This is a genomic window from uncultured Cellulomonas sp., from assembly GCF_947494015.1.
Classification (GTDB): Bacteria; Actinomycetota; Actinomycetes; order Actinomycetales; family Cellulomonadaceae; genus Pengzhenrongella.
On sequence record NZ_CANLTL010000004.1, the window covers coordinates 279,652 to 304,290 of the forward strand.

Consider the following 24,639-nt stretch of genomic DNA (forward strand, 5'->3'; position numbering starts at 1 on the left):
CGCACCAGCGTCAGCCCTCGCCGTGGTGGCCGGGCCGCGCGTCCAGGGCATCACGGACGATCTGCACGAACAGGCGGTGCACGCGCATGTCGCCGGTGACCTCCGGGTGGAAGGAGGTCGCCAGCAGTCCACCCTGGCGCACCGCGACGATCCTACCGGCGGCCGGACCCTCGTCGACCGCGGCCAGCACCTCGGTGCCGGGGCCGACGTCCTCGACCCATGGCGCCCGGATGAAGACGGCGTGGACCGGGTCGCCGTCCACCCCGGCGAACGCCAGGTCGGTCTCGAACGAGTCGACCTGCCGGCCGAAGGCGTTGCGGCGCACCGTGACGTCCAGGCCGCCGAGCGTCGCCTGCCCGGGGGCGGCGCCCTCGACCCGGTCGGCGAGCAGGATCATCCCCGCGCACGACCCGTAGGCCGGCAGCCCGGCCCGCAGGCGCTCGCGCACCGGTTCGAACAGGTCGAACGCGCGCAGCAGCTTCTCGATGGTGGTCGACTCCCCACCGGGGATGACGAGGCCGTCGACGTCGGCGAGCTCGCTCTCGCGGCGCACCGGCACCGCGGTCGCCCCGGACTCCTCCAGCGCGCGCAGGTGCTCGCGGACGTCGCCCTGCAGGGCCAGCACACCGATCCTGGGCTTCACGGCTGGAGACTCTACGACCGTGGACGTGGCCGCGCGTGCCCCGGGGCGCGCTGCGGCCGTGGCGGTCGTCACGCCGTGAGCGTCCGGGTCACGCCGTCCCAGCCGACGAGCAGCCCCCGCACGTGGTCGGCCAGGCCGACCGGGAAGACCTGCTCGTCGGTCGCCGCGAGGTCGTCCAGGTCCCACCAGCGCAGCTCGTCGATGGTGTCGACCTCGATCTGGGTCCACCCCTCACGCGTGAACGACGACGGGCCCGTGTACCGGGCGAGGTAGAACAGCTCGTCCTGCCGGCACGTCTCGCGGAAGAAGTCGAACTCCGCGGAGCGGGCGAACACCGGCCCGGCGAGGTCGTCGGCCGTGACGATCAGACCGGTCTCCTCCCGCAGCTCGCGGACCGCTGCCTGCAGAGCGGTCTCGCCCTCGTCGATGCCGCCACCGATGGTGAACCACCAGCTCCGCTCGCGCTGGTCGGCGTCGCACCCGTGCAGCAGCAGGACCCGGTCGTCGGCGTCGAGCAGGACGACCCGGGCGGCCCGCCGGAACCGGACGCCGTCCGGCCCGAGCTGCCACTCCGGACCGAGCCGGTCGACGGCCGCGCTCGCGGCACCGCCGTCGTCGGCGCCGGGGCCCGTGGCCGCGGAGGTCACCAGCCGCGCTCGGCCAGCCGGTGGGGCACGGGGACGTCGTCGACGTTGATGCCGACCATGGCCTCGCCCAGGCCGCGGGAGACCTTGGCGATGACGTCGGGGTCGTCGTAGAACGTGGTGGCCTTGACGATCGCGGCGGCACGCTCGGCCGGGTTGCCCGACTTGAAGATGCCCGAGCCGACGAACACGCCCTCGGCGCCCAGCTGCATCATCATCGCGGCGTCCGCGGGGGTCGCGATGCCACCGGCGGTGAACAGCACGACGGGCAGCTTGCCGGCGGTCGCGACCTCCTTGACCAGGTCGTACGGCGCCTGGAGCTCCTTCGCCGCGAGGTACAGCTCGTCCTCGGGCAGCGAGGTGAGCCGGCGGATCTCGTCGCGCAGCGTGCGCATGTGGGTGGTGGCGTTGGAGACGTCACCGGTGCCGGCCTCGCCCTTGGAGCGGATCATCGCCGCACCCTCGGTGATCCGGCGCAGCGCCTCGCCCAGGTTGGTGGCGCCGCAGACGAACGGCACCGTGAACGCCCACTTGTCGATGTGGTGGGAGTAGTCCGCGGGGGTCAGCACCTCGGACTCGTCGACGTAGTCGACGCCGAGGGACTGCAGCACCTGCGCCTCGACGAAGTGCCCGATGCGGGCCTTGGCCATCACCGGGATGGACACGGTCGAGATGATCGCGTCGATGAGGTCGGGGTCGCTCATGCGCGCGACGCCGCCCTGCGCGCGGATGTCGGCGGGGACCCGCTCGAGCGCCATGACGGCGACCGCGCCCGCGTCCTCGGCGATCTTCGCCTGCTCGGCGGTCACCACGTCCATGATGACGCCGCCCTTGAGCATCTCAGCCATGCCGCGCTTGACCTTGGCGGTGCCGACGACGTTCTGGCTGTTCTCGGTGGTCACTGCAGAGCCTCACAGAAGGAGTCGGGGAGAGCGCGCGGTCCGGCCGGCGCGCCCACCCATTCTAGACCTCGCGCGAGGTGCTGGACGCTCCGGGACGGCCCAGGGCCGGGGGCCAGGCGTCGTCGATGTCGAACGGCTCCGGCATGGGGGCGTGCCCGGCCAGGCGCAGCCAGCGCACCAGGGCCTTGCCGCGCACGCGACGGGTCTGGGCGACCGCCTCGTTGTGGAACCGCCGGGACAGCTGGACCCGGAACCAGGCCGCGGCGAGCGCGTCCAGCAGCGCGTCGCCGCCGGGCTCCGCGCGGATCGCGGCCACCTCGGCCGGGTCCTCCAGCGTGGCGCGCAGGGTGCCGGACAGCTCGCTCTCCACCAGTCCCCGGTCGGCGGCGGGCAGCGGCGCCCACGGCCGTGCGGCGGCCTCGGCCGGGCTGCCGAGCTCGGCGGCGACCAGCCGGGCCAGCTCGGCCGGGACCGGGGCGAGCGCACCGCCGCCGCTGGGCCCGGCGTCCAGGGAGGCGAAGGCGGCCTCACCGACGAGCACCGAGCTGACCGGGTCCAGCACGCCGGTCGAGGCGAGCTCGACGGCCGCGGTCGCCCGGCGCACGAGCTGGGCCTCGAGCGTCGCCAGGGACTGGGCGACCTTGCGGTGCAGCCGGTCCAGGCGCGACGCCTCGACCCACACCGCCCACACCGCGACGACGAGCACGGCCGCGACGAGCAGGCCCCACTCCGCCCAGGCCATCAGCGGTCCCGCCGGTCGCTGCGGATCAGCCGCCCGAGCGTGGCGCGGCGCGAGGACGGGTCCTCCCCCACGTGGCCGGCGCCGCCGGCCGACACCATCTCGTAGACGGTCAGCACCTCCTGGGTGACGTGGGACCAGTCGTACCGCTGCACCACCTCGGCGGCGTGCGTCCGGGCCTTCTCCCGCAGCCCCTCGTCGTCGAGCACCCGCAGCAGGGTCGCGGCGAGGTCGTCGGCGTCGCCGGTGCGGAACAGGGTGCCGGCGGTGGCCTCGTCGAGCACCCGGCGGAAGGCCCCGAGGTCGCTGGCCACCACCGCGGCGCCCGCGCTCATGGCCTCGACCAGCACGATGCCGAAGCTCTCGCCACCGGTCTGCGGGGCGCAGTAGACGTCGACCGAGCGCAGCAGCCCGGCCTTCTCGTCGTCGGTGATGCCGCCGAGGAACTCCACCGCGCGGGCGTCGTCGCCGAGCAGGCGGCGCACCTCCTCCGGGCCGGTCTCCCCGCGGCCGGCCACGAGGAACCGGGCCCCGGGGTGCCGGCGCAGGACGGCGGGCACCGCGTCCAGCAGGACGGGCAGTCCCTTGCGCGGCTCGTCCAGCCGTCCGAGGAACGCGATCGTGGGTGCGTCCGGGGTGCCGGTCCACCGCGGGTCCGGCCGGGCGGTGCGGAACCGGTCGACGTACACGCCGTTGGGGATGACGACGGCGTCACCACCCATGTGCTCCACGAGCGTGCGGCGCGCGTCCTCGGAGACCGCGATGCGCGCCGAGATCTTCTCCAGGCTCTGCCGGACCAGCGGGTAGGCCATCTGCAGCGCCCGCGACCGGACGAGGGCGGTGTGCATGGTGGCGACGATGGGGCCCTCGGCGATCCACAGGGCCAGCATCCCCAGGCTGGGGGTCACCGGCTCGTGCAGGTGCAGGACGTCGAACTCGCCGGCGGCGAGCCAGCGCCGGACGCGGGCGGCGGTCAGCGGCCCGAAGGTCATCCGGGCGACCGCGCCGTTGTAGCGGACCGGGACGGCCCGCCCGGCCGAGGTCATGTACGGCGGGATCGGCGTGTCGTCGTCGGCGGGGGCGAGCACGGACACGTGGTGGCCCTGGGCGATCAGGGCCTCGGCGAGGTCGCGCACGTGGAACTGGACGCCCCCGGGGACGTCGAAGGAGTACGGGCAGACGATCCCCACCCGGAGGGGCCGCGGTGGGGTCGGGGTCATGCCGACGCCCCGCCGGACGCGCCGTCGGCTGCCCCGCCCGCCGTCGACGGTCCGGCTGCTGTGCCCGCTCCCGTGCCGGCCGAGCTGCCGGCCGAGCTGCCGGCCGAGCTGCCGGCCCCGGAGCGGGCGAGCGTAGCCGCGTAGCGCACGGGGTCCAGGTCCTCCACGAAGACCTTCTGCAGCATGTGCCAGTCCTGCGGGTGGTCGCCGATGCCGGCGCACAGCACGTCGACCCAGGCCTGCGTCATGGTCGCGACCGCGTGGCCGCGATCCGCCGTGGCGGGCACCGGCACGGCGTCGTGGAACGTGATGACGATCCCCCACGGCGACCCGGCCGCGCGGCGCCGGGTCCGGTCGAGCCGCTCGTAGTGGAGGGTGACGGGCCGCAGCTGGACCCCGGTGGACAGCGCCAGCGCGGCCGGGCCCGCAGCGACCCGGGCGGTCCGCCCCCACATCTGCACCTCGACGCCGTGCGCGGTCAGGTCACGGTCGGCGAGCAGCGGGACCAGCCGGCCCCCGCCGCGGACCGCGCGCACCAGCCGCCGGAACACCTCACCGCCGGACCTGTCCAGCGGCACGATCTCCAGGCCGATGCCCTCCCGGAAGGCGAGGAACTCCCGGAACGCCGCCTCGGGCTCGAGCCGTTCGGCGACCGTCGTGACCGGGCCGATCGCCCGGGCGGCGTACGCGCCGGCCAGGTCCCAGTTGCCCAGGTGCCCCAGGGCGAGCACCACCGAGCGCCCCGCGGCGAGCTCGGCACGCAGGGGGGCGTCGCCCACGGTGCGGACCCGGGCGTCGGTCTGGGCGGCGGTGAAGGACGCCAGCGTGAAGGCCTCCGCGTAGTAGCGCAGGTAGGACCGCATGCCGTCGCGCGCGAGCCGCCGGACGTCGGCGGGTGAGGCGTCCGGCCGGACCCGCGCCAGGTTGCGCTCCAGCTGGCGCACGCCGGCGGGCCGTCGCCACCACACGACGTCGGCGCAGAGCGTCGCCGCCGCGCCCAGCACGGGGCCCGGGACGTACCGCGCCAGGCGCCACGCGGGGCCGAGCAGCACCCCGACGTTCACCGCACGACCTCGGCCTGGCGCCGGACGGTCGCCATGCGCTGGACGACGGTCACGGCGCTGGCCACCGCCAGCAGCGCCAGGACGACCGTGAGCACCTCCCGCGGCAGACCGAGCCCGACCAGCGCCGTCGCGGTGAGCACGGCCAGCAGGCGGTCGGCGCGCTCGGCGATCCCGACCGCGGCCGTCATCCCCAGCCCCTCGGCCCGGGCCCGCGCGTACGGCACGATCGAGCCGAGGACGAGGCACGCCAGCGCGAGCACGGCGGTCGGCCGGTGCTCCCCGCCGCCGGTGAACCACAGCAGCAGGCCGCCGAAGATCGCGGCGTCACCGAACCGGTCCAGGGTCGAGTCCAGGAACGCGCCCCAGGAGCTCGTGCGACCCGAGCGGCGGGCCATCACGCCGTCGAGCGAGTCCGTGAGCACGAACACCGTGATGACCAGCGTGCCCGCCAGCAGGTGCCCCGTCGGGTAGAGCACGAGGGCCGCCAGCACGACCGCCGCGGTCCCCGTGATCGTGACCGCGTCCGGCGTCACGCCGCGGGCGAGGAGCAGGTCGGCGATCGGCGTCATGACCCGGGTCATGCCGCCACGGAGTCGGTTCAGCACGTCCCGATCATCCTCTCGCCGGTGTCGGCGACGGCCAGGCCGCCACGAGCCGGGCGTGCGTGTCACCGAGCAGCTCGGGCAGCGCCTTGGTGCGGCCGACGATCGGCAGGAAGTTCGCGTCCCCGCCCCACCGCGGCACCACGTGCTGGTGCAGGTGGGCGGCGATGCCTGCTCCGGCGACGGTGCCCTGGTTCATCCCCAGGTTGAACCCGTGCGGCGCCGACACCTTCCGCAGCACGCGCATCGCCGTCTGGGTGAGCGTGGCGACCTCGGTGGTCTCCTGCGCGGTCAGCTCGGGATAGCCGGCGACGTGGCGGTACGGCAGCACCATGAGGTGGCCGGGGTTGTAGGGGTAGAGGTTCAGCACGACGTAGGCCACCGCGCCGCGCGCGACGACCAGCGCCTCGACGTCGTCGAGCGTGGGCGCACGGCAGAACGGGCACGCGTCCCCGGCCGAGGCGTCCGCGGGCTTGTCCTGCCCGCCGATGTACACCATGCGGTGCGGCGTCCACAGCCGCTCGAACCCGTCCGGCTCGCCGGGGTGCTCCCCGGCGACCTCGTCCCCCACCGACATCAGACCTGGGCCCGCTCGCGGACCGCGGACACGATCCGCTGCACGGCCTCGGCGACCGGCACGGCGTTGTCCTGGCGACCGTCGCGGTACCGGAACGACACCGCGCCGGCGTCGACGTCGTCGCCGCCGGCGATCAGCACGAACGGGATCTTCTGGGTGCTGGCGGTGCGGATCTTCTTGCCGAACCGGTCGTCGGAGACGTCGAGCTCGGCGCGGATGCCCTGCGCGCGCAGCTGCGCGACGACGTCGGCCAGGTAGTCGTTGAACGGCTCGGCGACCGGCACCGCGACGACCTGGACCGGGGCGAGCCACGCCGGGAACGCACCGGCGTAGTGCTCGGTGAGGACGGCGAAGAACCGCTCGATCGACCCGAACAACGCCCGGTGGATCATCACCGGGCGCTGCCGGCTGCCGTCCGAGGCGGTGTACTCCAGGTCGAACAGCTCGGGCAGGTTGAAGTCGAGCTGGATCGTCGACATCTGCCACGTGCGCCCGATGGCGTCCTTGGCCTGCACGGAGATCTTCGGCCCGTAGAACGCCGCGCCGCCCGGGTCCGGCACCAGGTCCAGGCCCGACGCCGTCGCGACCTCGCGCAGCGTCTCGGTGGCCTCCTCCCACACCTCGTCCGACCCCACGGACTTGTCCGGGTTGCGGGTGGACAGCTCGAGGTAGAAGTCCTCCAGGCCGTAGTCCCGGAGCAGGTCGAGGACGAACCGGAGCAGGCTCGCGAGCTCGTCGCGCATCTGCTCACGGGTGCAGTAGATGTGCGCGTCGTCCTGCGTGAACCCGCGCGCGCGGGTCATGCCGTGCACGACGCCGGACTTCTCGTACCGGTACACCGTGCCGAACTCGAACAGCCGCAGCGGCAGCTCCCGGTAGGACCGGCCACGCGACCGGAAGACCAGGTTGTGCATCGGGCAGTTCATCGGCTTGAGGTAGTAGTTCTGCCCGGGGCGGCGCACCGTCCCGTCCTCGTCCAGCTCGGCGTCCAGCTGCATGGGCGGGTACATGCCCTCGGAGTACCAGTCGAGGTGCCCGGAGAGCTGGAACAGCCCCTCCTTGGTGATGTGCGGGGTGTTGACGAAGGAGTACCCGCCCTCGACGTGGCGTCGTCGGGAGTAGTCCTCCATCTCCATCCGCACGATGCCGCCCTTGGGGTGGAACACGGCCAGGCCGGAGCCGATCTCGTCCGGGAAGGAGAACAGGTCGAGCTCGTTGCCCAGCCGGCGGTGGTCGCGCCGCTCCGCCTCGGCCAGGCGCTCGAGGTGGGCGCGCAGCTCGTCCTTCGTGGGCCAGGCGGTGCCGTACACGCGCTGCAGCTGCGGGTTCTTCTCCGACCCGCGCCAGTACGCGGCGGCCGAGCGGGTGAGCTGGAAGCCGTTGGCGATGAGCCGGGTGCTGGGCAGGTGCGGGCCGCGGCACAGGTCCTGCCAGGCGACCGTGCCGTCACGCTTGACGTTCTGGTAGATGCTCAGGCCGCCCAGGCCCACCTCGACGGAGGACGAGTCCTCGTCGTTCGTGGTGCCCTTCAGGCCGATGAGCTCGAGCTTGTACGGCTCGCCGGCGAGCTCGGTCCGCGCCTCGTCCTCGGTGACGTCCCACCGGCGGAAGGTCTGGCCCTCCTTGACGATGCGCTGCATCGCCTTCTCCAGCGCCTTGAGGTCCTCGGGGGTGAACGGCGTGTCCACGTCGAAGTCGTAGTAGAAGCCGTCGGTGATGGGCGGGCCGATGCCGAGCTTGGCGGTCGGGTTGATCTCCTGCACGGCCTGCGCGAGCACGTGGGCGGTCGAGTGCCGCAGCACGGCCAGCCCGTCCGGGGAGTCGATGGTGACGGCCTCGACGACCTCGCCGTCGGCGACCGGCAGGTGCAGGTCGCGCAGCTCGCCGTCCACCCGGACGACGACGACGTCGCGCCGCTGGCCGTACAGGTCGGCCGCCGTGGCACCCGCCTCGACCGTGACCTCGGCGCCGTCGACGGTGAGGGTGAGGGTCTGGGCGGACGGTGCCGACACGGGGTCTCCTGCTGGTCGAGGGGTGCTCGGGCTGCGCCCGGTCCGGACGCAGCGACGATGCTACCGAGGCGGGCGGGCCGGCCCGACGCCGGCCCGACGCCGGACCGACGCCGGACCGACCAGGGGCCGGGCGGCGACCGGGCCCGTCCGCATGCGCCCGCGGGATCACAGCAGCACGCTGGCGCCCACCCGGTACAGCTCGAGCCGGTCCCGGCCCTCGGCGAGGCGCACCACCCGGTCCCCGAGGCGCACCGCGTGCGCGAACCACGGCACCGCGTCGTAGCGGGCGACCTCACGCACGCCGTCCGGTCCGGTGACCAGGACCCGTGCCGTGCCGTCGTCGAGGGTGGCCAGCACGGCCGCCGGATCGACGAACGGCGTGTGCGCGAGCGAGACGACGGCGGCGTCCTGGACGTCGAGCCGCTGCCCGTCGGGCGATCCACCGGTCACCGCGCCGGTCGGCACGCCGGTCACCGTGCCGGTCACCGCTGCGCCGGCCACCGCTCCGCCGCGCAGCATGACGCCGTGCCGGTCCCCCACCAGGAGCCGGCCCCGGGCGTGCGCGGCCGTGATGGCTCCGGCCGCCTGGATCTCGTCGCGGATCTCGAGGGTCGGGGACAGCACGAGCACCCGGTCGCGGGTGACGGCGACCACCCCCTCCGCCCCGACCGTGGCATCCCGGACCGGGACGTCGACCACGGTCCGGGTCAGCCGACCCGACCGGTCGACGACGGCCAAGCCGTCGTCGCCGTAGAGCAGCAGCCCGTGCGCCGACCTCAGCGCCCCGCTGAACCGGCCCGGCCAGGTCCGCTCGGCCGCTGCCGGTGAGGGCGACGTGACGGCGTACGCGACGGCCCGGTCGTCCAGCAGCGCGACGACGCCGGGCGCACCGGACACCGGGACCACGTCGATGCCGCGAGCCCGGCCGGGCAGCCGGACGACGCCCTCGTGGACCAGGTTGGTCTGCCGGACCTCCAGGCCGCCCGGGCCGGGGTCCGCCGTGACGTCGACCGTCCCGGACTGCACCGACCACCCCGGGGCGTCGAGGCGCCGGATGCCCAGCTCGCGGTCCTCGCCGCTGGGAGCCACGACCGTGGTGAGGTGCACGGGGTCACCGGTGCTGACCGCGGTGACCACCGCGCTGCCGTCGCGGTCGACCAGCCGGGCGGCCTGCCCCGCCGGCAGGCCCGAGACGACGACGTCCCACAGGTGCTCGACCCGGGAGCCGTCCTCCGGTGGCCGCGGTGACCACCGGGGGTTGTAGCCGACGTGGGTGCCGAGCCACGGGTCGACGAGCTGCTGGCAGTCTGCGACGGCGGCGAGCAGCTCGGCGCCGAGCGCCTGGAACCGGGCAGCGTCGACCACCGGCAGCGCGGCGAACCGCAGCAGCCGCGTGCCCCCGCTGGTCCGCACCATCAGGTCGATCGGGTAGGGGGCGGCGTAGTAACCCGGGCCGGGTGCGGCGACGTCGACCGACAGGTCCAGGGGCGGCTGGCCGTCGCCGACGCTCACATCGGCCGGGGTGACGGCGCCGCCGGGACGGTCGAGCGACACGGGACCGCACAGCGACAGCGGGGCGGTCCCCCTGTTGCCGATCCAGGCCCGGGCGTGCAGCACCCGGAACCGGGAGTGGTCGTCGTAGAAGGCGGCCACGAGCGCCATCGAGGCAGGACCGCACGACACCCGCGGTGCGGCGATCGCGAACTCGGTGTGCTCGATCAGGGGCACCGCCGAGGTCAGCTCGGTCGTCGACATGCTGCCCGCGAGCGCCACCCCGTCGGGCAGGGCGAGCAGGGTCGTCACCTGGCTCCGCAGAGAGCCGGGGACGGTCGGGACCGCGACGGCCTGGCTGACACGCAGGGTGGTCGGGGAGGTCTGCTCGACGTCCAGGCCGGCGTCGTCGAGCGCCTCGACCGCTGCCGAGCCGGCGAACCGCAGGATCAGCTCCTCGGCGGGGACGCCGAAGAGGCGGATCACCGAGAGCGCGAAGGTGCTGACGAACCCCCGCACCTCGGTGATGCGCGAGAAGTCGATGTCGACGCTCAGGGTGCCCGGTGCGGTGACCGCCGGGCGCAGCACGACGTGCGGCTCCGCCTGGACCGTGAGGTCGAGGTCGAGCTCCTGCACCTCGACCGCGTGGAAGATCAGCAGCGCGCTGACGTCGAGCACCGCCCGGCCGCCCTCGACGCGGTACGTGCAGTCCGGGTAGGCGTCGAGGGCGTCGTCGCGGGGCAGGCTGCTGCCCAGGACCGCCTTCGCCGACTCGGTGAGATAGCCCGCCTCGACGAACAGCGACCAGTCGTTGCCCTGCCGCCGGTCGACGGCGTGACCGCTGTAGAAGGTGGTCCACGGGCCGTAGGAGTACCAGCTGGACCCGCCGACCTGGATCCGGACCGCGAGGGTCTGCCCACCGGCCGCCAGGGCCAGGCCGGCGTTGAGGAACCGGATGCCCCGGCGCAGCCCCGCCAGTCCCATCGGGACCGTGCCGGACGGTGCGAGCACGCGCACCCGGTCGGTGACGAACCCCCGGATCTGCGCCAGCACCTCGGGCGGCAGGCTCGCCGGCAGCGGCGCCGGGAGCGGGGGGACGACGACGTCGACGGCGCCCAGGTCGGCGCGCAGGTAGCACTCGTCCGGGAGTGCGTAGGCGCTGAGCTCGAAGGTCACGACCACCTCCACCGCGACGAGCCGTGGTGACTCGTTCGGGTGCGCGCGGACGTCCGCCTCCGTGGTGAGCTGGAGGACGAGGTGCTGCTCGAGCAGGACGGGGAAGCCCGTCGCCGGGTGGTCGGTCGCGCGGACCTCGCCGTGGTCCTCCAGGAAGACGGCGAACTCGGTCTCCGGCCCGCGGCGCAGGTGGCTGGCCTCGACGTCGATGCGGTCGATGACGATCTGCACACCCGCCGCCGCAGGGAGCACCGGCGGGCACAGCGCCGACGAGCGCAGGAGGTTGCGCTGGGCGACGAGGAAGCGATCCGTCGCGATCTGGAACTCGAACAGGGACATGGGGCGTCCTGGGCAGCCGGACCGGTGGGCTCAGCGGACCGGCAGGTCCGGCGGCTCGGGCGGCAGGGGCTGCGGGTTGAGCTCCGCCAGGATCTCGCCGACGTCGAAGACGATCCACCCCCGGCGACGCCCGCCGACGACGATGATCGACACCTCGTCGGCGCCGTCGGCCCCGAGCGGCGGCTCCTCACGGACCTCCAGCGGGGTCCCGGCGACGACGGCCTCGAGCACGTCGGCCTGCTCGGGCGGCATCGAGTCGAACAGCTCCTGCAGTCGCGACTGCACGGCGCGCACATCCGTGGACCGGGCCATGATCCGCCTCCATCGAACGCCGGCGGCCAGCACAGGCGCGGCCTGTCTCGACGTACCACCATGCTGCTCGCACGGCTGCCGGCGGCACCAGGCAATTTGTCCCGGGGTCTGCGCCGCGGTGCGAGGCGGTTGCGGTGCGACGTCACGGCGAAGCCGGGCACCGCGTCCGGTGCGGCGGATGGCCGCCGGTGCGCAGCGACGCGGGGAACACGAACGGGCCAGGTCCCGAGAGGGACCTGACCCGTGGGTGAGGGTGGGCGATACTGGGTTCGAACCAGTGACCTCCTCGGTGTGAACGAGGCGCTCTACCACTGAGCCAATCGCCCGTCGTGCCCGCGGCCAGGTGCTCCGCGGCGACTCCGACGAGGATAGCGGATCGGTGCCGAGGAACCGAAACGGGGCCCGGGGACGTGCGCGCGGGCCTGCTGCCACTTGGGTGAAACGTGCAGGAAATCGCGCCTCGCGCTGGTGGTGTCCCGTAGCCTTCGGGCAACCGAAGAGGAGGCGACGATGGCTGTCCGCCCGTTTGACGTCGTCGAAGTGGTGACGATGCAGCTGGTCCTGTCCGACGCGTCGGTGCTCGGCGTCACCGCGGAGCTCGGCTTCCGGGCCGCGGACCCGTACACGGTACGCGCCGTCTTCACCGGCCCCCACTCGATGTCGACCTGGCTGATCGGTCGTGAGCTCCTCGCGCAGGGCGTGCACGCGACGCAGGACGCCCCGGCCGGGACCGGGGACGTCCGGGTCTGGCGTGACGACGACCCTGCCTACGTCCTCATCTCGCTCAGCGGTGTGGAGGGCGACGCGCTCCTGGCCGCCCCGTCCGAGCCCGTCGAGCGCTTCGTGACGACCACGCAGCAGCTCGTGCCTTTCGGGTCGGAGAGCACCCGGATGGACCCGGAGATCAGCCGCCTGATCGCGGCTCTGCTCACCGCCTGATCGGAACCGCACGCCGACCTCGGCCCCTGACCGCCCCGCGGTCGGGGGCCGACGTGCGTCCTGCGTCCGTCGGGCCCTCCGGCGAGGTCAGGGGTCGAGCTCGTCCGGCAGCCGGGCCGCGAACACCCGCTGGGCCTCGAGGCTGAGTGGTCCTGCCTCGAGCGGGGTGCCGTCCAGCGCGACGACCGGCTGGACGTCGCGGGTGGAGGACGTCAGCGCGAGGTGCGCCCGGCCGGCCAGGACGTCCTCGAGCACCTGCCAGGGCAGCTCGCCGGGGCCCGACTCGCGCACCGGCATGCCGGCCTGCCCGCACCACTGGAGGAAGAGCTCGCGGGTGATGCCGGCCAGGCACCCGCTGGACAGCGGCGGCGTGAGGAGCTCGCCCCCGAGCTCGACCACGACGTTCGACCCGGTGCCCTCGCACAGCTCCCCGACGGTGTTCGCGAACAGCGCCTCGTCCGCACCCCGTTCGGCCGCGTAGCCCAGCGCCACGACGTTGTCCGCGTACGACGTCGTCTTCAAGCCCGCGACCGCGGACCGCTCGTTGCGCACCCACGGGACCCGCACGGCGCGCGACGACCGCGCCCGGCTCGCGGGCGCGGCGACCACCACGAGCGTCGGACGCTGCTCGGCGGCGGGCAGCCGGTTGGAGCCCATCGGTCCCGGACCCCCGGTCACGGTGATCCGGACCCGCCCGGCCGCCGACCCCGCGGCCTCCAGGACGGCGGCCACCCCCGCGCGGACCTCGTCGGCATCGGGTGCGGGCAGTCCCAGCCCGCGCGCGGAGCTCTCCAGGCGCCGCAGGTGGCGGCTGAGCGCGAACGCGCGGCCGTCGTGGACGGCGCACGTCTCGAAGACGCCGTCCCCCACGGTGAGGCCGTGGTCGACGGCGGTGACGATCGGCTCGTCCGGCGCACGGAGCCGGCCCCCGGACCAGATGACGACGCTCATACCGGTCAGTGTGGCGCAGAAGCCAGGCCGATCAAGCGGTGCGCCTTCAGCTCGGTCTCGGCCCACTCGGCGGACGGCTCGCTCCCCCACGTGATGCCGGCCCCGGTGCCGAACCGCAGCGTGCCGGACACCGCCGCCGCCCGGTCGCCCGGGGCGACTTGGGCGCCCGCGCGCACCTCGGCATCGGCTGTCCACCAGAAGGTCCGGATCCCGACGGCGAGCTCTGCGCGGCCGGCGTCCGCGTCGATCCACCCGACCGCGCCGCAGTACGGGCCGCGGGGCACCGGCTCGAGCGCCGCGATGAGCCCCAGCGCCGCGAGCTTCGGCGCGCCGGACACCGACGCGGGCGGGTAGGTCGCGGCCAGCACGCGCGCCCACCGGTCCGGCGCCGAGGCCGCCGAGCGGGTCAGGCGCCCCTGCACGGTGGACACCAGGTGCACCAGGCCGGGATGGTGCTCGACCGCGAGCAGCGACGTCACCTCGACGCTCCCCGGGTCGCACACGCGCTGGAGGTCGTTGCGGACGAGGTCGGTGATCATGACGTTCTCCGCCCGGTCCTTGTCGCCGAGCCGCGCCTGCGTCGGGGCGGTGCCCTTGATCGGCGCGGACGTCAGGACGCCGTCCCACAGGCGCAGGTAGAGCTCCGGGGACGCGCTCACCACCCACACCGGCGGCAGCCCGGAGGACGCCGGGACGTGGACCAGGCCGCCGAACGGCGCGGGATTGCCGCGGGCCAGGACGGCGGCCAGGGCCTGCGCGGACGGCTCGCCCCCGGCTCCCCCTCGCAGCGGCGCGGCAAGGACCCGGCACACGTTGGCCTGGTAGACGTCGCCGGCCCGGACCGCCCCCCGGACCGCCTCGACCGCGCGCTCGTACGTCGGGCGGTCCATCGACGTGCTCCAGCCCGTGACCGACGGCCCCTGCCAGGCGTCACCGTCGCCCGGATCGGCCGTCCCGTCGCCGCGGACGACGTCGGCGAACCGCCAGGCGCGCACGGGTCCGTCGAACTCCCCCACCACGGCCCAGAAGCCCCCGCGCGCCACCGTGGCCGCGTCCTCGGCGAGGTCGACGCACTCGACCGGGCGCCGGGCGCGGACGCCCGCGAACCGGGCCTCGCCGGCGGCGGGACGGGCGGCGTCGGCGGGCACCCCGCCACGGTACCGAGGGCGCCGGACCAGCCCCGGCGCCGTCCGGCCGTGGCGGACGGCGGCGCGACCCGTCTGCGCCGCTGCCGGGGCGACCGGCCGGGCGCCAGTTGGACTCTCGCCGACGAGGTGGTCTAAAGTCTGGGACGCGCCCGGCGCACCGGATCGGAAACGAGACGGGACACGGGTCGTGCGGACGTGGCTCAGTGGTAGAGCATCACCTTGCCAAGGTGAGGGTCGCGGGTTCGAATCCCGTCGTCCGCTCGGTGGCCCCGACCCTGTGGTCGGCTCCCGGAGCTTGTGAGCGTCGGGTCGCACGGTGGAGTGGCCGAGAGGCGAGGCAGCGGCCTGCAAAGCCGTCCACACGGGTTCGAATCCCGTCTCCACCTCTGCAGTCGTAGTACCCCAGGCAGTACCGCACGGGCGATTGGCGCAGCGGTAGCGCGCTTCCCTGACACGGAAGAGGTCACTGGTTCGATCCCAGTATCGCCCACCAGCACCACCGCAGGTCAGGGGCCGTTTCGGAGAGATCCGGGACGGCCTTTGTGCTGCCCAACCGGCTTCGCTAGTCAAACTGCTAGTCATCGGTGTGCCCCCCGTCCGAGCCGAAGATGTCGTCCATCGCCCGAGCGCCGCGGGTGAGCACCGGCCGGAGCTCCTTGCGGTACACCGTCTCGGTCACCTTCGTGCTGGCATGACCGACCAGGTGGGCGATGTCCTCGATCGGCACCCCCGAGCTGGACATGACCGAGACGAAGCTGTGCCGCAGCTCCCGCGGGGTCCAGTCCTCCGCAGGCAGCCCCGCGGCCGCCACGACGGCTCTGAACCCCCGCCGGACGTTCGCCGCGTCCAGGGGCGTCCCGGTCCGGCTGGCGAACACGAGGCCATGCTCGCGCCATCGCTCCCCCGCCTCCCGTCGCCACGTCTCCTGCAGCTCGCGGTGCGTGCGGAGAGCGACGACTGCCCGAACGGGTAGCTCGATGGTTCGGCGCGACCGCCGTGTCTTCGTGTCTCCGTCACTCCGCACCGAACGCCACAGCTCCACGGTGGGCGGCACGTCGGGAGGTCGCCCCTCGAGGTCGACGTGCTCCCATCGCAGAGCCCGCAGCTCCTCTGTCCTGGCCCCGGTCAGCAGCGACACCACGACGTACGCGTGCATCGGTGAGCGCTCCGACGCCGTGATGACCCGCTTCGCCTGTTGCAGGGTGAGCGACTTGGAGGGCCGGCCCACCTGACCTCGAGGCACGTCGCACAGCAGTGCGACATTCCGACCGACGAGATCACGTGCTTCCGCTCGCCGGATCGACATCCTCAAGATCGACAGAAGGCGCTTCACCGTGTCGGTGCTCAGAACCTCAGCCCGACCCGCCAGCCAGGTCTCCACCTCTGCGGCGGTCAACGCGCTCAGACGTCTCGCACCGAGCTCGGGGAGCACGTGTGTGATGGCGAGGCTTCGGCGGTTCGCCACCGTGCTATCCCCTCGGCCGACAAGGCCGTGGTCGAGCCACGACTCGACGGCCTCGCGAACGGTGTACGCGTGTCGCTCGGCCGCGAGTCCGGCGTCCTGCACGCGCTGCGCGTCGCGGAGCTTCGCCCGGACCTCCGTCTTGGTGCGGCCGCTGATCCACTTAACGCGTCGCTTCCCGTTCGGCCAGTACCCCAGTGAGACGAGCCCGACCCAGCGTTGGCGCGACTCGTTCCAGTAGAGGCTGCCCTCGCCGTAGCTACGCCGCGCGCCCACCGTCGCCGCCCGCCGCTCGCATGAGCTCCGCCACGTAGTCGTCGATCGCCGCTCTGGGCACCAGCCGTCGACGACCGACGGTCACCGTCACCAGCCGACGCGACCTGATCAGCTCGTACAGCTGGGTCCGGCTCAGGTTGAGCAGCGCCATCGTCTCGGGCACGTCGTACAGCACACGCCCGGGCGTCACCCCCTGCGGCATCAGTGTTGAACCCTTACTCACTGCCATCGCCCCCGCTCTCGTTCGGTCCGCTCCTCTGCCGAAAGACTGTCCACAGCCGCCACGGGCGGGCCGGCACGCTGACAGACAGCGGCGCCGACCATGACCTCACGCGCCCGTTCGTACTCCGCACGCCACCGCCGCGCCTCGACGACGCTGCCCATCACGACGCGGGCGTAGTCGAGCGCGGACACGGGGACGTCCTGCCAGGTGTAGCGGGGAAGCCCATCCGTGTGGAGGACCTCCGCTGCCATCCGTTCCGCCGCGGGCGCCTCGATACCGGCGGCCTGAAGCGCCGCTCGGACGACGGCGGCACGGTCCGCCCGGTGCTCGGTCAAGGTCTTCCCCGACCAGCTCCGCGAGACAAGCACCCGCCGCCCACCGACCCCGAGGTGCTCCCGGTCGTGCGCCTTCGCTGGGCATCGCCCCGGCACGAGTCCGGGCCCGGCGTTGTACGGCTGGACTCCGAAGCGGAGCCAGTTCGCGCACTCCTTGGAGCAGGGCAGCCAGCGGACCTCGTGGTGCAAACGGTCGATATGGGCCTCATAGGCGACGTCCACCGCGTCGTCATCGGCGTACGTCTCCGCGACCGCCTTAGTGAGGTACTTCGTCAGGTACCGCACCGCGCGATCGGCGTCCGGAGTCCCGCCGACGATGCCCTTGATGTCGACCTGCGAGCCGAGCCGCATGACGTGCGCAGGTCTCGTGCCCGGCAGTTCGTCGCCGAGGGCGTCGACGGCCTGCTGCCAGGTCGGCAGCGCCATACCGGTGTCCGGGTCGCGGTAGTCGGCGCCATCCCACACCGGGAGGCGGTGGTCGTACACCGGGGTCTCCATCTGCGGCCACCACAGCTGAAAGTACGTGGCTTTCGTGACAGCCCTGAGGGTGGCTCTCGGGATCGCGCCACGGATGGCGACGTGGAAGTGCGGCGCGAGGCGGCGTTGCGCCTCCACAGCACCGAAGTACTGCGCCCTGTAGCCCGCGCAGCGGCGCAGGTTCTGCACCCACCGATCCAGCAGCTTCGAGAAGTGGAGAGCATCCAACGCGGCACGACGGTAGTCGTACCGAGCTGGGTCGACCGGCGCGCCGGTGAACGGGCGGACCTTGCCGTACGACGGAAGTGTCAGCGTCACGAACATCGACGGCTGGTACATCTTGCCGTCGGGAGCCGTGAAGGTCCGGCCGACGGTCCGGTTCTCGACCGGACGAGTGGGCAGGTCCGGAGCGTCGGCGCGGCGACGGGTCGACCGCGTCTGACGCGCAACCTCGTCGCCAACGTCCTCTTGCTCGCCGGCGTCGTTCTCCTCGGCCGGGCAGCTGTCGGGGCCGCCCGCGTGCTCCACCGTGGCGGGATCCACGGCAGGCTCGACGGCGGCGTGCCAGCCCTCCGCGCACTGCGTCATCCGTAGGCGGCGCGCGTTGGACGCGCAGCTCGGGCATCGGGACTCGCGAGTCGATCCGCACCGGATCGCGACCGTGGTGACGACCCCGGTGGCACGGTCGGTGACCCGCCGGACGACAGGACGAACACAGACCGCCTGCTCGATCGCCAACTCACGCACCACGTCGTCGCCGATAGCCGGCCTGCTGGCGCGTCCCGATGCGAGCGCCGGAGCGCGCCGCTCGGCAAGGAGAGTCGTCATGCCGCGCTCCGCGTCTCTGCTGCCGTCATGTCCGCCGACGTCCCGTACTCCGCGACGAGCGCGTCGATGTGTTGGTCGGTGAAGTGCGGGAACCGCACGCGCAGAGGTTCAGCGACCCCCTCGATGCCGACGTACCCGGTCCCGGGCATGGACTCAGCGATCCGGTCGCACCGAGCTCCGCGATCGCGCGCTCCCGCTCCGAGCACCAGCGCGACCTGGTCAGCCTCCGACAATCGCAGGGCGATCCTGGTCGGGAACAGGTCCCGGACAGTGACAACCTCTTTGCGGGGATCTTGAACGGCGCCGACCACGCTCACACCCACCGCGCGGCCCTGCGACAGCAGCAGCGACAGCGCCGCACCGATACGTCGCTTCGCTTCCCGATCGGTGATGTACGCGGTGAGGTTTGCCAGCTCGTCGATCAGGACCACGATCAGCGGCTCCTCCTCCGTCGGGCTGTGGAGTCGGGTGATCCCCCGCAGGCGTGCCTGGCGTCGCCGCATGATCGAGACGGCGTCCTCCAACGCCCGCGCGAACTCGATCTCGTAGTCGCCGCCGTCATCCGGATCGCCGTAGACGAATCGGTCGAACAGCGGCCTCCCCGCGGCCAGCTCCATGCCACCCTTCGGGTCGAGCGCCCACACCCGGGCCGTGCGGTCGCGGATGGCCGGCGCCAGGCCCGCGACGATGGCCCAGAGAACCGACCCCTTGCCCGATCCCGTTGCACCGACCACGAGCACATGACTTCCGAGAAGGCGAAGCCGATAGCGCCGTCCGTCCTCTTGGACAGCAACGGCCAGCGCCGCGGCGTCCGAGGTGCGGGACCGAAACGGTGAGACCTCCGCCAGGAGCATGTCTGCCACAAGAAGCCAGAGCTCGAGGTCTCGGCTCCGTCCGGGAACGGTGCGAACTCGACACTCCGGCACGCCGAAGGTCTGCGCCAGGCGTGGAGCTCGACCAGTCCAGTCCTCGAGGACCTGGCCTGCGAGCATCCGCACGCGTACTCGGTCCACACCAGCCCGACTGCGCACGCCGACCAGCGCCGGTAGCCGCCGCTCCCCGTTGATGCCGGCGTCAAGTCCCGTCGTCACCATGGCGGTTTCCCAGGCGGGGCGGTACACGCGCGCCGACCGCCACGAGCCGGCTATGCGCTCCGTCACCCAGGCGGAGAAGGTTTCCGGCGCCCGGAGTCGCCACGTCGCGAGAAGCGCGGCGCTGATCGCCGCTCCCACGGCGAGGGCGCCAACGCCGTGCTTGGTCGCCATCCACACGACGACGGCCACCACCACACTCCCCGCCCCGAATCGGCGGTGACGCGACACCCAGCGCATCGCGCCAAATATTTGGCGCAGCGCCACCCGGGCAGCGCGGAGGCTCAGTGGAACCAGCCGCACCAGTGCGGCCAACGCCGAGCCGGCCATCACGCACAGTGCGACGACGCCGATGGCCCACACGGCGCCTACGCCACCTTGGTTGAGAACGACGTGCTGGAAGCACTCTTCGCCGATGCCATCCCGTCGGCACGGAATGACCACGCCGACTGGGCCCGACAGCGGTGCGGCCTCCCTGGCTCCGGGGCGGCGCAACGCGACGAGTCGACCCATGGCGTCGCCGTGAGGTTCTCGAAGATCACCAGGGTGAACGGAGACGCCCCGTCGTTGGCCGGCGGCACCGGCTGGTGCTTCGCCGCGATCTTGACCGTAACGGTCTTGGACTTCTTCGGCGCGTCCGGATCGGCATCCAGCACGTCGACCGACCAGACCGGCAGACCGCTGTCCTTGTCGACGTCCTGCACCTTCGTCTCCCGAGTCGACTTCTCGAAGTCGTGCACGGGCGTTACCTCCGAGACGAGGTACGCACCCATCGGGAAGACGTCGTTGTGAGCGACCTTGAACCTGCGTGCCAGTGCCATTGCGTTCCCCTTCCGCGGCCAGAGCCCCAGCGGCTCAGGACCATGGGACTGCTCGCCGCCAGGACGAGAACACCGCATGGAGGGACGTTTTAGGACGTCCTTCCATTGACAATCCGTCCCAACGAGCGGACCGTCGTGGCATGGCCAATGAGAGGCTGCGATCCGCCATCGCCGTATCCGGACTCACCGCGTCAACCCTGAGCGCGCGGGTTGGCGTCGATCCGAAGACCATCGAGCGGTGGGTCGCCACCCACCGAACGCCGCATCCGGCCAACCGCCAAGCGCTGTGTGCCGCCCTCAACCGCGACGAGGAATTCCTCTGGCCGAGTCTCGTGTCGACGACCCGCGCTCAGTCGGCCAGCCAAGCGGAAGTCGTCGCTGTGTACGCCAACCGCGCGTCGGTCCCCCCGGGCACGTGGCAGTCGCTGATCGAGGGCGCGAGGGAGTCCATCGACGTCCTCGCCTTCGCCGCTAGCTTCCTCCACGACACGATTCCCGACTTCCACCAGCTCCTCGTCGCCCGTGCCCACGCAGGGGTGCGTGTTCGTCTGCTCTTCGGCGATCCGAACGGGGCTGCCGTCCGACTCCGCGGAGAGGAAGAAGGCATCGGGGGCTCACTGGCCGACAAGTGCACGCTCACGTGGAAGTACGCGCGCCGATGCCTCGCTACTCCCGGGCTCGAGGCGCGCGCTCACGACACGACGCTCTACTCGTCGATCTTCCGCTGCGACGAGGATCTCCTCGCGAACACCCACACCTACGGCTCCCCAGCGAACCAGGCACCGGTCGTGCACTTGCATCGCGTCGCCGGCGGCCGGCTGTTCGCCAACTTCATGGACTCGTTCGACCGCGTGTGGCAGACGGCCCGCACTGTCGACGGGTCGTACACGCTCGCGTAGCGTCGCGGTCATGGCTCGGATCGACTACGTCGACGACCCCAACGCACCCGCCGCCAACAGCGTCGTGCCGTCGGTCGTCGCCATCGTCACCGACGACCAGGGGCGGGTCCTCCTCATCCACAAGACCGACAACGACCTCTGGGCGCTGCCGGGTGGCGGACACGAGATCGGCGAGTCGATCGCCGACACCGTCGTCCGCGAGGTCAAGGAGGAGACCGGCTACGACGTCGTGGTCGACCGTGTCACCGGCCTCTACACGAACCCTCGTCACGTCATGGCGTACGACGACGGCGAGGTGCGCCAGCAGTTCTCGATCGCTTTTCGCGCTCGTCTGCGGGGCGGGTCACCGCAGACCAGTAGCGAAAGCAAGGCCGTCGAGTGGGTCGCCCCCCACCACATCGACACGCTGCCGCTCCACCCCTCCATGCGGCTCCGCATCGTACACGCGCTAGAGGACAGACATACGCCGTACGTCGGCTAGCGCGACCCGCCTTGACGCTCTCTCCGAAGCTTGACGAAGCCCCGGCATCGCCCGCTCAACCGCACGGAACACGGCGTCGTCCCGCTCGTACCGCGCGAAGATCTCAGCGAACCGCTCATCGATCGACACGAGCTCGCCGTCGGGGCCCGATGTCATGTCGGCCCACACCAGAACGTCCAGCAGGTCCTCCGGTGGGGCAGCGAACTCAGAGAGCTCCCGAGAAAGCCCCCGCTCGTCCGCTTCGATGGCGGCTCCGGAATGATGTGCGACGAGCGACACAACCAGCTCGCTCGTGCCGCATCGACGTAGGTAGCGGGCTCCGTCGAGGGCGTGAAAGCCCGTGTCCATGATCGCGCGGCCGTAGCCGACGTCGTGCAGCCACGCCGCCGACCCAACGTCCTCGGGCAGCGCGAGCAGCTGGCACGCCGCTTCGGCTCGGCGGCCGACGGTACGGACGTGTGACCACCGCGGCTCCATCCCGCCGACGTGCCGACGCGCCACCTCCTCGGCGGCTCCCCACGCCGCAAATCCCATGAGCTCACCGTAGCTACCGCTCCTGACACTTTGAGCTACCGCGGTCGAGGACGCCGACGCCTCGAGCCTGCGCGCACGGTCCGCGGCATGAGCGAACGCCGGCAGCGCAGCCTCGTGGTGGCATGACCGTCGTCTCCTCACCTCTGGTGCAGTCTCAACCCGATGCGAGGTGGCCAGATCTAAGCCGTCGCCATACCTGCCGTCGCGCTCGAGCTGCCCACCCACTTCATCGGGCCGGGCGGCTCGTTAGCCATGCGGTACCGGCGCCTACGCCGAAACCAACCCAGAAGCACACGAACCAGACCCAGGCGGCCGAGTCGAAGACAAACTCACTCAGCGCGACCCCAATAAGTCCGGCGGGCACCGCCGCGACGAAGCCCCATTGCACTAGCCGACGTGATCGCACGTTGTTGGTCACGGCGCCATCATGCCCGACTCGTCCCGCCGCATTTTGCAGCGGGCACACCCGGACGAGCGAACCTCGGGCCTTCGGCTAGGGCACGGTCATCGGCACGACCGACCAAGCCCGACACTGACCGTCGAGCCGCGCGCGACGTGCGGCATGACCGCGCGCCCGACGACCCTGCTGTGGTCGACGTCAAGAGAGCGCATAGCGCCGCCTGGCGTCCGCACGGTCTAGCCTCCGGGCATGTCACAGGACGAGAAGCGCCCGGAGGTGCCGGCTCACGAGGTGCTCGGTGACCTCACGGTTGCCCCGCTACCGGCCGGCGGAGTCGCGGAGGCCGCGTTCCTCATGGTCAAGTTGGACAACGGCGAGTGGTGCGCGCGGAGTGTAGGCGCGTTGTACAACCGCGTCGAATTCCTTGGCCAGCTGGTGGCGTACACGCACGCTCTCACTCGGGACGAGGCTGCCGGTTGGTTCGATGACAGTGAGACCGCCGCGGAGGACGGCGCCGCGGGCTCGTGAGCAAACGCCGCCGGGACAGCGGCATTACCGCGCGGACGATGCGGCGCTCGACCAAGCGGCATCCGCTGCTAGAGGCAACCGCTACCGATGACCGCTGCCCCTGGTTTGCGCCGTCGCGGCGCCGCTGACCCGCCAGTTGAGAGACGTATCGGCAGCCAACGGCTCCCACTCGGTCCATCCGGCGTCCTCACGGCGACGGCGGACAATGCCAGTAGGCGACTTATCGATACCGCGGACCTCAGCTGGTCCGACGACGCGAACGGGGCGAGCGTCGTTGCGGATCTGCTTCTTGTGGAGCCCTGCGGCGCGGATGCGTCGGGTCGCCTCTACCGGCTTGCTCGCGGCCACCGCCACCTCTGCTGTCCAACTGCCCGCGTCGGCGTCTTCGACTTCGAAGACGTACACCTGCTCCATGTCCAGCAGCATCGCAGGCAGCACAACGGTGCGCCCGTGCAGCGGCAGATCCGGGCGAGCGTAGCCGCCCTCAACGCGGCATGTGCGGACGCGCGGCCAGGTCGACTTCCGTCTTCGCGTCTCGGGTCCGGACACTACGGTTGCACGATGGGTACATGGGGGACTGGACCATTCGACAACGACACCGCTGCCGACTGGGCGGGCGACTTCGAAGAGGCCGATGTAGCTGCGCGCCCTGCGATGATTCGCGATGCTCTGGCGGCGGCCGCGGACGCCGAGGACTACCTGGACGCGGACGATGCCATGGCGGCTCTCGCCGCAGCGGCGCTCGTCTCTGCGGCGCAGGCGAACGGGCCGCAGCTGGACGACAACTATGGTCCCGATGCGGCTGCCCTCGAGGGCCTGGATCTCGGCGAAGGCTTGCGCGTACTGGCAGTCCGAGCCGTGACACGAGTCTTTGGTGCGGACTCCGAGTGGCGTGAGTTGTGGGAGGACGCCGGCGAGCTGGGCGAGGCCCGCACCGCGCTGGAGCCGATCCTCAGCGCGCTTCGCGACACGGCAGGCGGCGCCTCGTAGCGGGCCCAAGCGTCACTCGACAGCGGCATGTGCGGACGGCGACGGCGCGTGCGCGCGGCGGCAGTGGCGGCAGACATGCACGGCATACTCCCGGCGTGCGAGTAGACGGACGGCGAGCAGCCAAAGCGGTGAGTGCTAGGGCCGTCGAGGTGTCTCGCGTGTTCCCTTCACCGGGCTCGCTCACCGAAGGCGCTGACGACGAGCTGTACGACGCTCTGATCGAAGTCGACGACGCGCTGGCAGCGATCGCGGGAGGCCTCCGCCGGGATGGCTTCGCCACGGGCGCCTATAACGCTTGCATCGCCACGCTCGACGACGTCCTGTCGAGCAGTGCCCAAGTCCTGACCGCTGAACAGGTCCGGACGGTCACCCGACTCCGCGAAGCAGTAGCCGCCTTCGGATAGCACGGTGCAGCGCTCCGCGGCATGAGCGTGAACGCTATGCCGCCCGTGCTGCTCAGCGGCTGTTTGTTGCTCGGGTACTGGCTGGCCGGTCACGCTCGGGTAGGTGCTCGGGCCGGGTCGCTCTGTTAGCG

Annotated in this window: 27 protein-coding genes and 4 tRNA genes; 9 read left to right on the forward strand and 22 right to left on the reverse strand. The window is 72.3% G+C overall.

The features are described from left to right. Positions 1-10: 10 nt before the first annotated feature. The 12 genes from pdxT to Q0840_RS06800 form a co-directional block, all read right to left on the reverse strand. Positions 11-643 carry a pyridoxal 5'-phosphate synthase glutaminase subunit PdxT gene (gene pdxT / locus Q0840_RS06745; RefSeq protein WP_298457860.1) on the reverse strand — a complete coding sequence of 211 codons (633 nt, stop codon included), beginning with the start codon at positions 641-643 and terminating at the stop codon, positions 11-13. A gap of 68 nt (positions 644-711) precedes the next feature. Then, the gene (locus Q0840_RS06750) at positions 712-1,290 is read right to left on the reverse strand and encodes an NUDIX hydrolase (protein WP_298457862.1); all 579 of its coding nucleotides are present in this window, start codon (positions 1,288-1,290) and stop codon (positions 712-714) included. After that, the gene (pdxS, locus tag Q0840_RS06755; RefSeq protein WP_298457864.1) at positions 1,287-2,189 is read right to left on the reverse strand and encodes a pyridoxal 5'-phosphate synthase lyase subunit PdxS; all 903 of its coding nucleotides are present in this window, start codon (positions 2,187-2,189) and stop codon (positions 1,287-1,289) included. The genes Q0840_RS06750 and pdxS overlap by 4 nt, the downstream gene beginning before the upstream one ends. 61 nt (positions 2,190-2,250) lie before the next feature. Beyond that, positions 2,251-2,931: a hypothetical protein gene (locus Q0840_RS06760; protein ID WP_298457865.1), complete on the reverse strand. Its 681-nt coding sequence runs from the start codon at positions 2,929-2,931 to the stop codon at positions 2,251-2,253. Then, positions 2,931-4,148 carry a glycosyltransferase family 4 protein gene (locus tag Q0840_RS06765; RefSeq protein ID WP_298457866.1) on the reverse strand — a complete coding sequence of 406 codons (1,218 nt, stop codon included), beginning with the start codon at positions 4,146-4,148 and terminating at the stop codon, positions 2,931-2,933. Before Q0840_RS06765 ends, Q0840_RS06760 begins: the two co-directional genes overlap by 1 nt. Further along, positions 4,145-5,212, reverse strand: a complete 1,068-nt coding sequence (locus Q0840_RS06770; protein ID WP_298457867.1) for a phosphatidylinositol mannoside acyltransferase — start codon at positions 5,210-5,212, stop codon at positions 4,145-4,147. Before Q0840_RS06770 ends, Q0840_RS06765 begins: the two co-directional genes overlap by 4 nt. Further along, positions 5,209-5,817 (reverse strand): phosphatidylinositol phosphate synthase, encoded by a 609-nt coding sequence (gene pgsA / locus Q0840_RS06775; protein WP_298457868.1) that lies wholly within the window; start codon positions 5,815-5,817, stop codon positions 5,209-5,211. Before pgsA ends, Q0840_RS06770 begins: the two co-directional genes overlap by 4 nt. Positions 5,818-5,824: 7 nt before the next feature. Then, positions 5,825-6,391, reverse strand: a complete 567-nt coding sequence (locus Q0840_RS06780; RefSeq protein ID WP_298457869.1) for an HIT domain-containing protein — start codon at positions 6,389-6,391, stop codon at positions 5,825-5,827. Next, on the reverse strand, positions 6,391-8,403 hold the full coding sequence (thrS, locus tag Q0840_RS06785) for a threonine--tRNA ligase (RefSeq protein ID WP_298457871.1): 2,013 nt from the start codon (positions 8,401-8,403) through the stop codon (positions 6,391-6,393). Before thrS ends, Q0840_RS06780 begins: the two co-directional genes overlap by 1 nt. Before the next feature lie 165 nt (positions 8,404-8,568). After that, the gene (locus tag Q0840_RS06790) at positions 8,569-11,409 is read right to left on the reverse strand and encodes a hypothetical protein (protein ID WP_298457873.1); all 2,841 of its coding nucleotides are present in this window, start codon (positions 11,407-11,409) and stop codon (positions 8,569-8,571) included. 30 nt (positions 11,410-11,439) lie between these two features. Beyond that, the gene (locus Q0840_RS06795) at positions 11,440-11,721 is read right to left on the reverse strand and encodes a hypothetical protein (RefSeq protein ID WP_298457875.1); all 282 of its coding nucleotides are present in this window, start codon (positions 11,719-11,721) and stop codon (positions 11,440-11,442) included. A gap of 254 nt (positions 11,722-11,975) precedes the next feature. After that, a tRNA-Val gene (locus Q0840_RS06800) sits at positions 11,976-12,047 on the reverse strand. Positions 12,048-12,231: 184 nt separating this feature from the next. Here Q0840_RS06800 and Q0840_RS06805 point away from each other — a divergent pair. After that, positions 12,232-12,660 carry an SsgA family sporulation/cell division regulator gene (locus tag Q0840_RS06805; RefSeq protein ID WP_298457877.1) on the forward strand — a complete coding sequence of 143 codons (429 nt, stop codon included), beginning with the start codon at positions 12,232-12,234 and terminating at the stop codon, positions 12,658-12,660. An 87-nt stretch (positions 12,661-12,747) separates the two neighbouring features. Here the strand turns inward: Q0840_RS06805 and Q0840_RS06810 are convergent, their stop codons facing one another. After that, positions 12,748-13,611, reverse strand: a complete 864-nt coding sequence (locus Q0840_RS06810) for an aminotransferase class IV (protein WP_298457878.1) — start codon at positions 13,609-13,611, stop codon at positions 12,748-12,750. Positions 13,612-13,616: 5 nt separating this feature from the next. Continuing rightward, positions 13,617-14,759, reverse strand: coding sequence for a chorismate-binding protein (locus Q0840_RS06815; protein ID WP_298457880.1), 1,143 nt, complete (start codon positions 14,757-14,759; stop codon positions 13,617-13,619). 189 nt (positions 14,760-14,948) lie between these two features. Here Q0840_RS06815 and Q0840_RS06820 point away from each other — a divergent pair. The 3 genes from Q0840_RS06820 (at position 14,949) to Q0840_RS06830 (ending at position 15,252) form a co-directional block, all read left to right on the forward strand. After that, positions 14,949-15,020: transfer RNA gene (locus Q0840_RS06820), tRNA-Gly, on the forward strand. A gap of 54 nt (positions 15,021-15,074) precedes the next feature. Further along, positions 15,075-15,145: transfer RNA gene (locus Q0840_RS06825), tRNA-Cys, on the forward strand. Between the two features lie 32 nt (positions 15,146-15,177). Next, positions 15,178-15,252, forward strand: a tRNA-Val gene (locus Q0840_RS06830). 81 nt (positions 15,253-15,333) lie between these two features. On the opposite strand, the gene xerC is transcribed toward Q0840_RS06830, so the two are convergent. The 5 genes from xerC to Q0840_RS06855 are packed head-to-tail and all read right to left on the reverse strand — an operon-like array spanning position 15,334 to position 20,272. Then, the gene (xerC, locus tag Q0840_RS06835; protein WP_298457882.1) at positions 15,334-16,497 is read right to left on the reverse strand and encodes a tyrosine recombinase XerC; all 1,164 of its coding nucleotides are present in this window, start codon (positions 16,495-16,497) and stop codon (positions 15,334-15,336) included. Further along, positions 16,481-16,699 (reverse strand): helix-turn-helix domain-containing protein, encoded by a 219-nt coding sequence (locus tag Q0840_RS06840; RefSeq protein ID WP_298457884.1) that lies wholly within the window; start codon positions 16,697-16,699, stop codon positions 16,481-16,483. The genes xerC and Q0840_RS06840 overlap by 17 nt, the downstream gene beginning before the upstream one ends. Positions 16,700-16,716: 17 nt before the next feature. Next, on the reverse strand, positions 16,717-18,360 hold the full coding sequence (locus Q0840_RS06845) for a replication initiator (protein WP_298457886.1): 1,644 nt from the start codon (positions 18,358-18,360) through the stop codon (positions 16,717-16,719). Further along, positions 18,357-19,814: an FtsK/SpoIIIE domain-containing protein gene (locus Q0840_RS06850; RefSeq protein WP_298457888.1), complete on the reverse strand. Its 1,458-nt coding sequence runs from the start codon at positions 19,812-19,814 to the stop codon at positions 18,357-18,359. Before Q0840_RS06850 ends, Q0840_RS06845 begins: the two co-directional genes overlap by 4 nt. Before the next feature lie 5 nt (positions 19,815-19,819). After that, on the reverse strand, positions 19,820-20,272 hold the full coding sequence (locus Q0840_RS06855; protein ID WP_298457889.1) for a plasmid replication, integration and excision activator: 453 nt from the start codon (positions 20,270-20,272) through the stop codon (positions 19,820-19,822). Between the two features lie 140 nt (positions 20,273-20,412). Here Q0840_RS06855 and Q0840_RS06860 point away from each other — a divergent pair, with 140 nt between their 5' ends. Next, the gene (locus Q0840_RS06860; protein ID WP_298457891.1) at positions 20,413-21,171 is read left to right on the forward strand and encodes an XRE family transcriptional regulator; all 759 of its coding nucleotides are present in this window, start codon (positions 20,413-20,415) and stop codon (positions 21,169-21,171) included. A gap of 10 nt (positions 21,172-21,181) precedes the next feature. Continuing rightward, positions 21,182-21,652 (forward strand): NUDIX hydrolase, encoded by a 471-nt coding sequence (locus tag Q0840_RS06865; protein WP_298457893.1) that lies wholly within the window; start codon positions 21,182-21,184, stop codon positions 21,650-21,652. Here the strand turns inward: Q0840_RS06865 and Q0840_RS06870 are convergent. After that, positions 21,620-22,186: an HD domain-containing protein gene (locus Q0840_RS06870; RefSeq protein WP_298457896.1), complete on the reverse strand. Its 567-nt coding sequence runs from the start codon at positions 22,184-22,186 to the stop codon at positions 21,620-21,622. The genes Q0840_RS06865 and Q0840_RS06870 overlap by 33 nt on opposite strands. Before the next feature lie 226 nt (positions 22,187-22,412). Next, positions 22,413-22,604 carry a hypothetical protein gene (locus tag Q0840_RS06875; RefSeq protein WP_298457897.1) on the reverse strand — a complete coding sequence of 64 codons (192 nt, stop codon included), beginning with the start codon at positions 22,602-22,604 and terminating at the stop codon, positions 22,413-22,415. 231 nt (positions 22,605-22,835) lie between these two features. Here Q0840_RS06875 and Q0840_RS06880 point away from each other — a divergent pair, with 231 nt between their 5' ends. Beyond that, the gene (locus Q0840_RS06880) at positions 22,836-23,114 is read left to right on the forward strand and encodes a hypothetical protein (protein ID WP_298457899.1); all 279 of its coding nucleotides are present in this window, start codon (positions 22,836-22,838) and stop codon (positions 23,112-23,114) included. Positions 23,115-23,195: 81 nt separating this feature from the next. Here Q0840_RS06880 and Q0840_RS06885 read toward each other — a convergent pair whose 3' ends face one another. Next, complete coding sequence (locus Q0840_RS06885; protein WP_298457902.1) at positions 23,196-23,540, reverse strand: hypothetical protein; 345 nt, start codon at positions 23,538-23,540, stop codon at positions 23,196-23,198. Between the two features lie 135 nt (positions 23,541-23,675). Between Q0840_RS06885 and Q0840_RS06890 the strand changes: the two genes are divergently transcribed. Together Q0840_RS06890 and Q0840_RS06895 are read left to right on the forward strand one after the other, a co-directional pair. Then, positions 23,676-24,104 carry a DUF4259 domain-containing protein gene (locus Q0840_RS06890; RefSeq protein WP_298457904.1) on the forward strand — a complete coding sequence of 143 codons (429 nt, stop codon included), beginning with the start codon at positions 23,676-23,678 and terminating at the stop codon, positions 24,102-24,104. A 158-nt stretch (positions 24,105-24,262) separates the two neighbouring features. Further along, complete coding sequence (locus Q0840_RS06895; protein ID WP_298457907.1) at positions 24,263-24,508, forward strand: hypothetical protein; 246 nt, start codon at positions 24,263-24,265, stop codon at positions 24,506-24,508. The last annotated feature ends 131 nt before the right edge of the window (positions 24,509-24,639 follow it).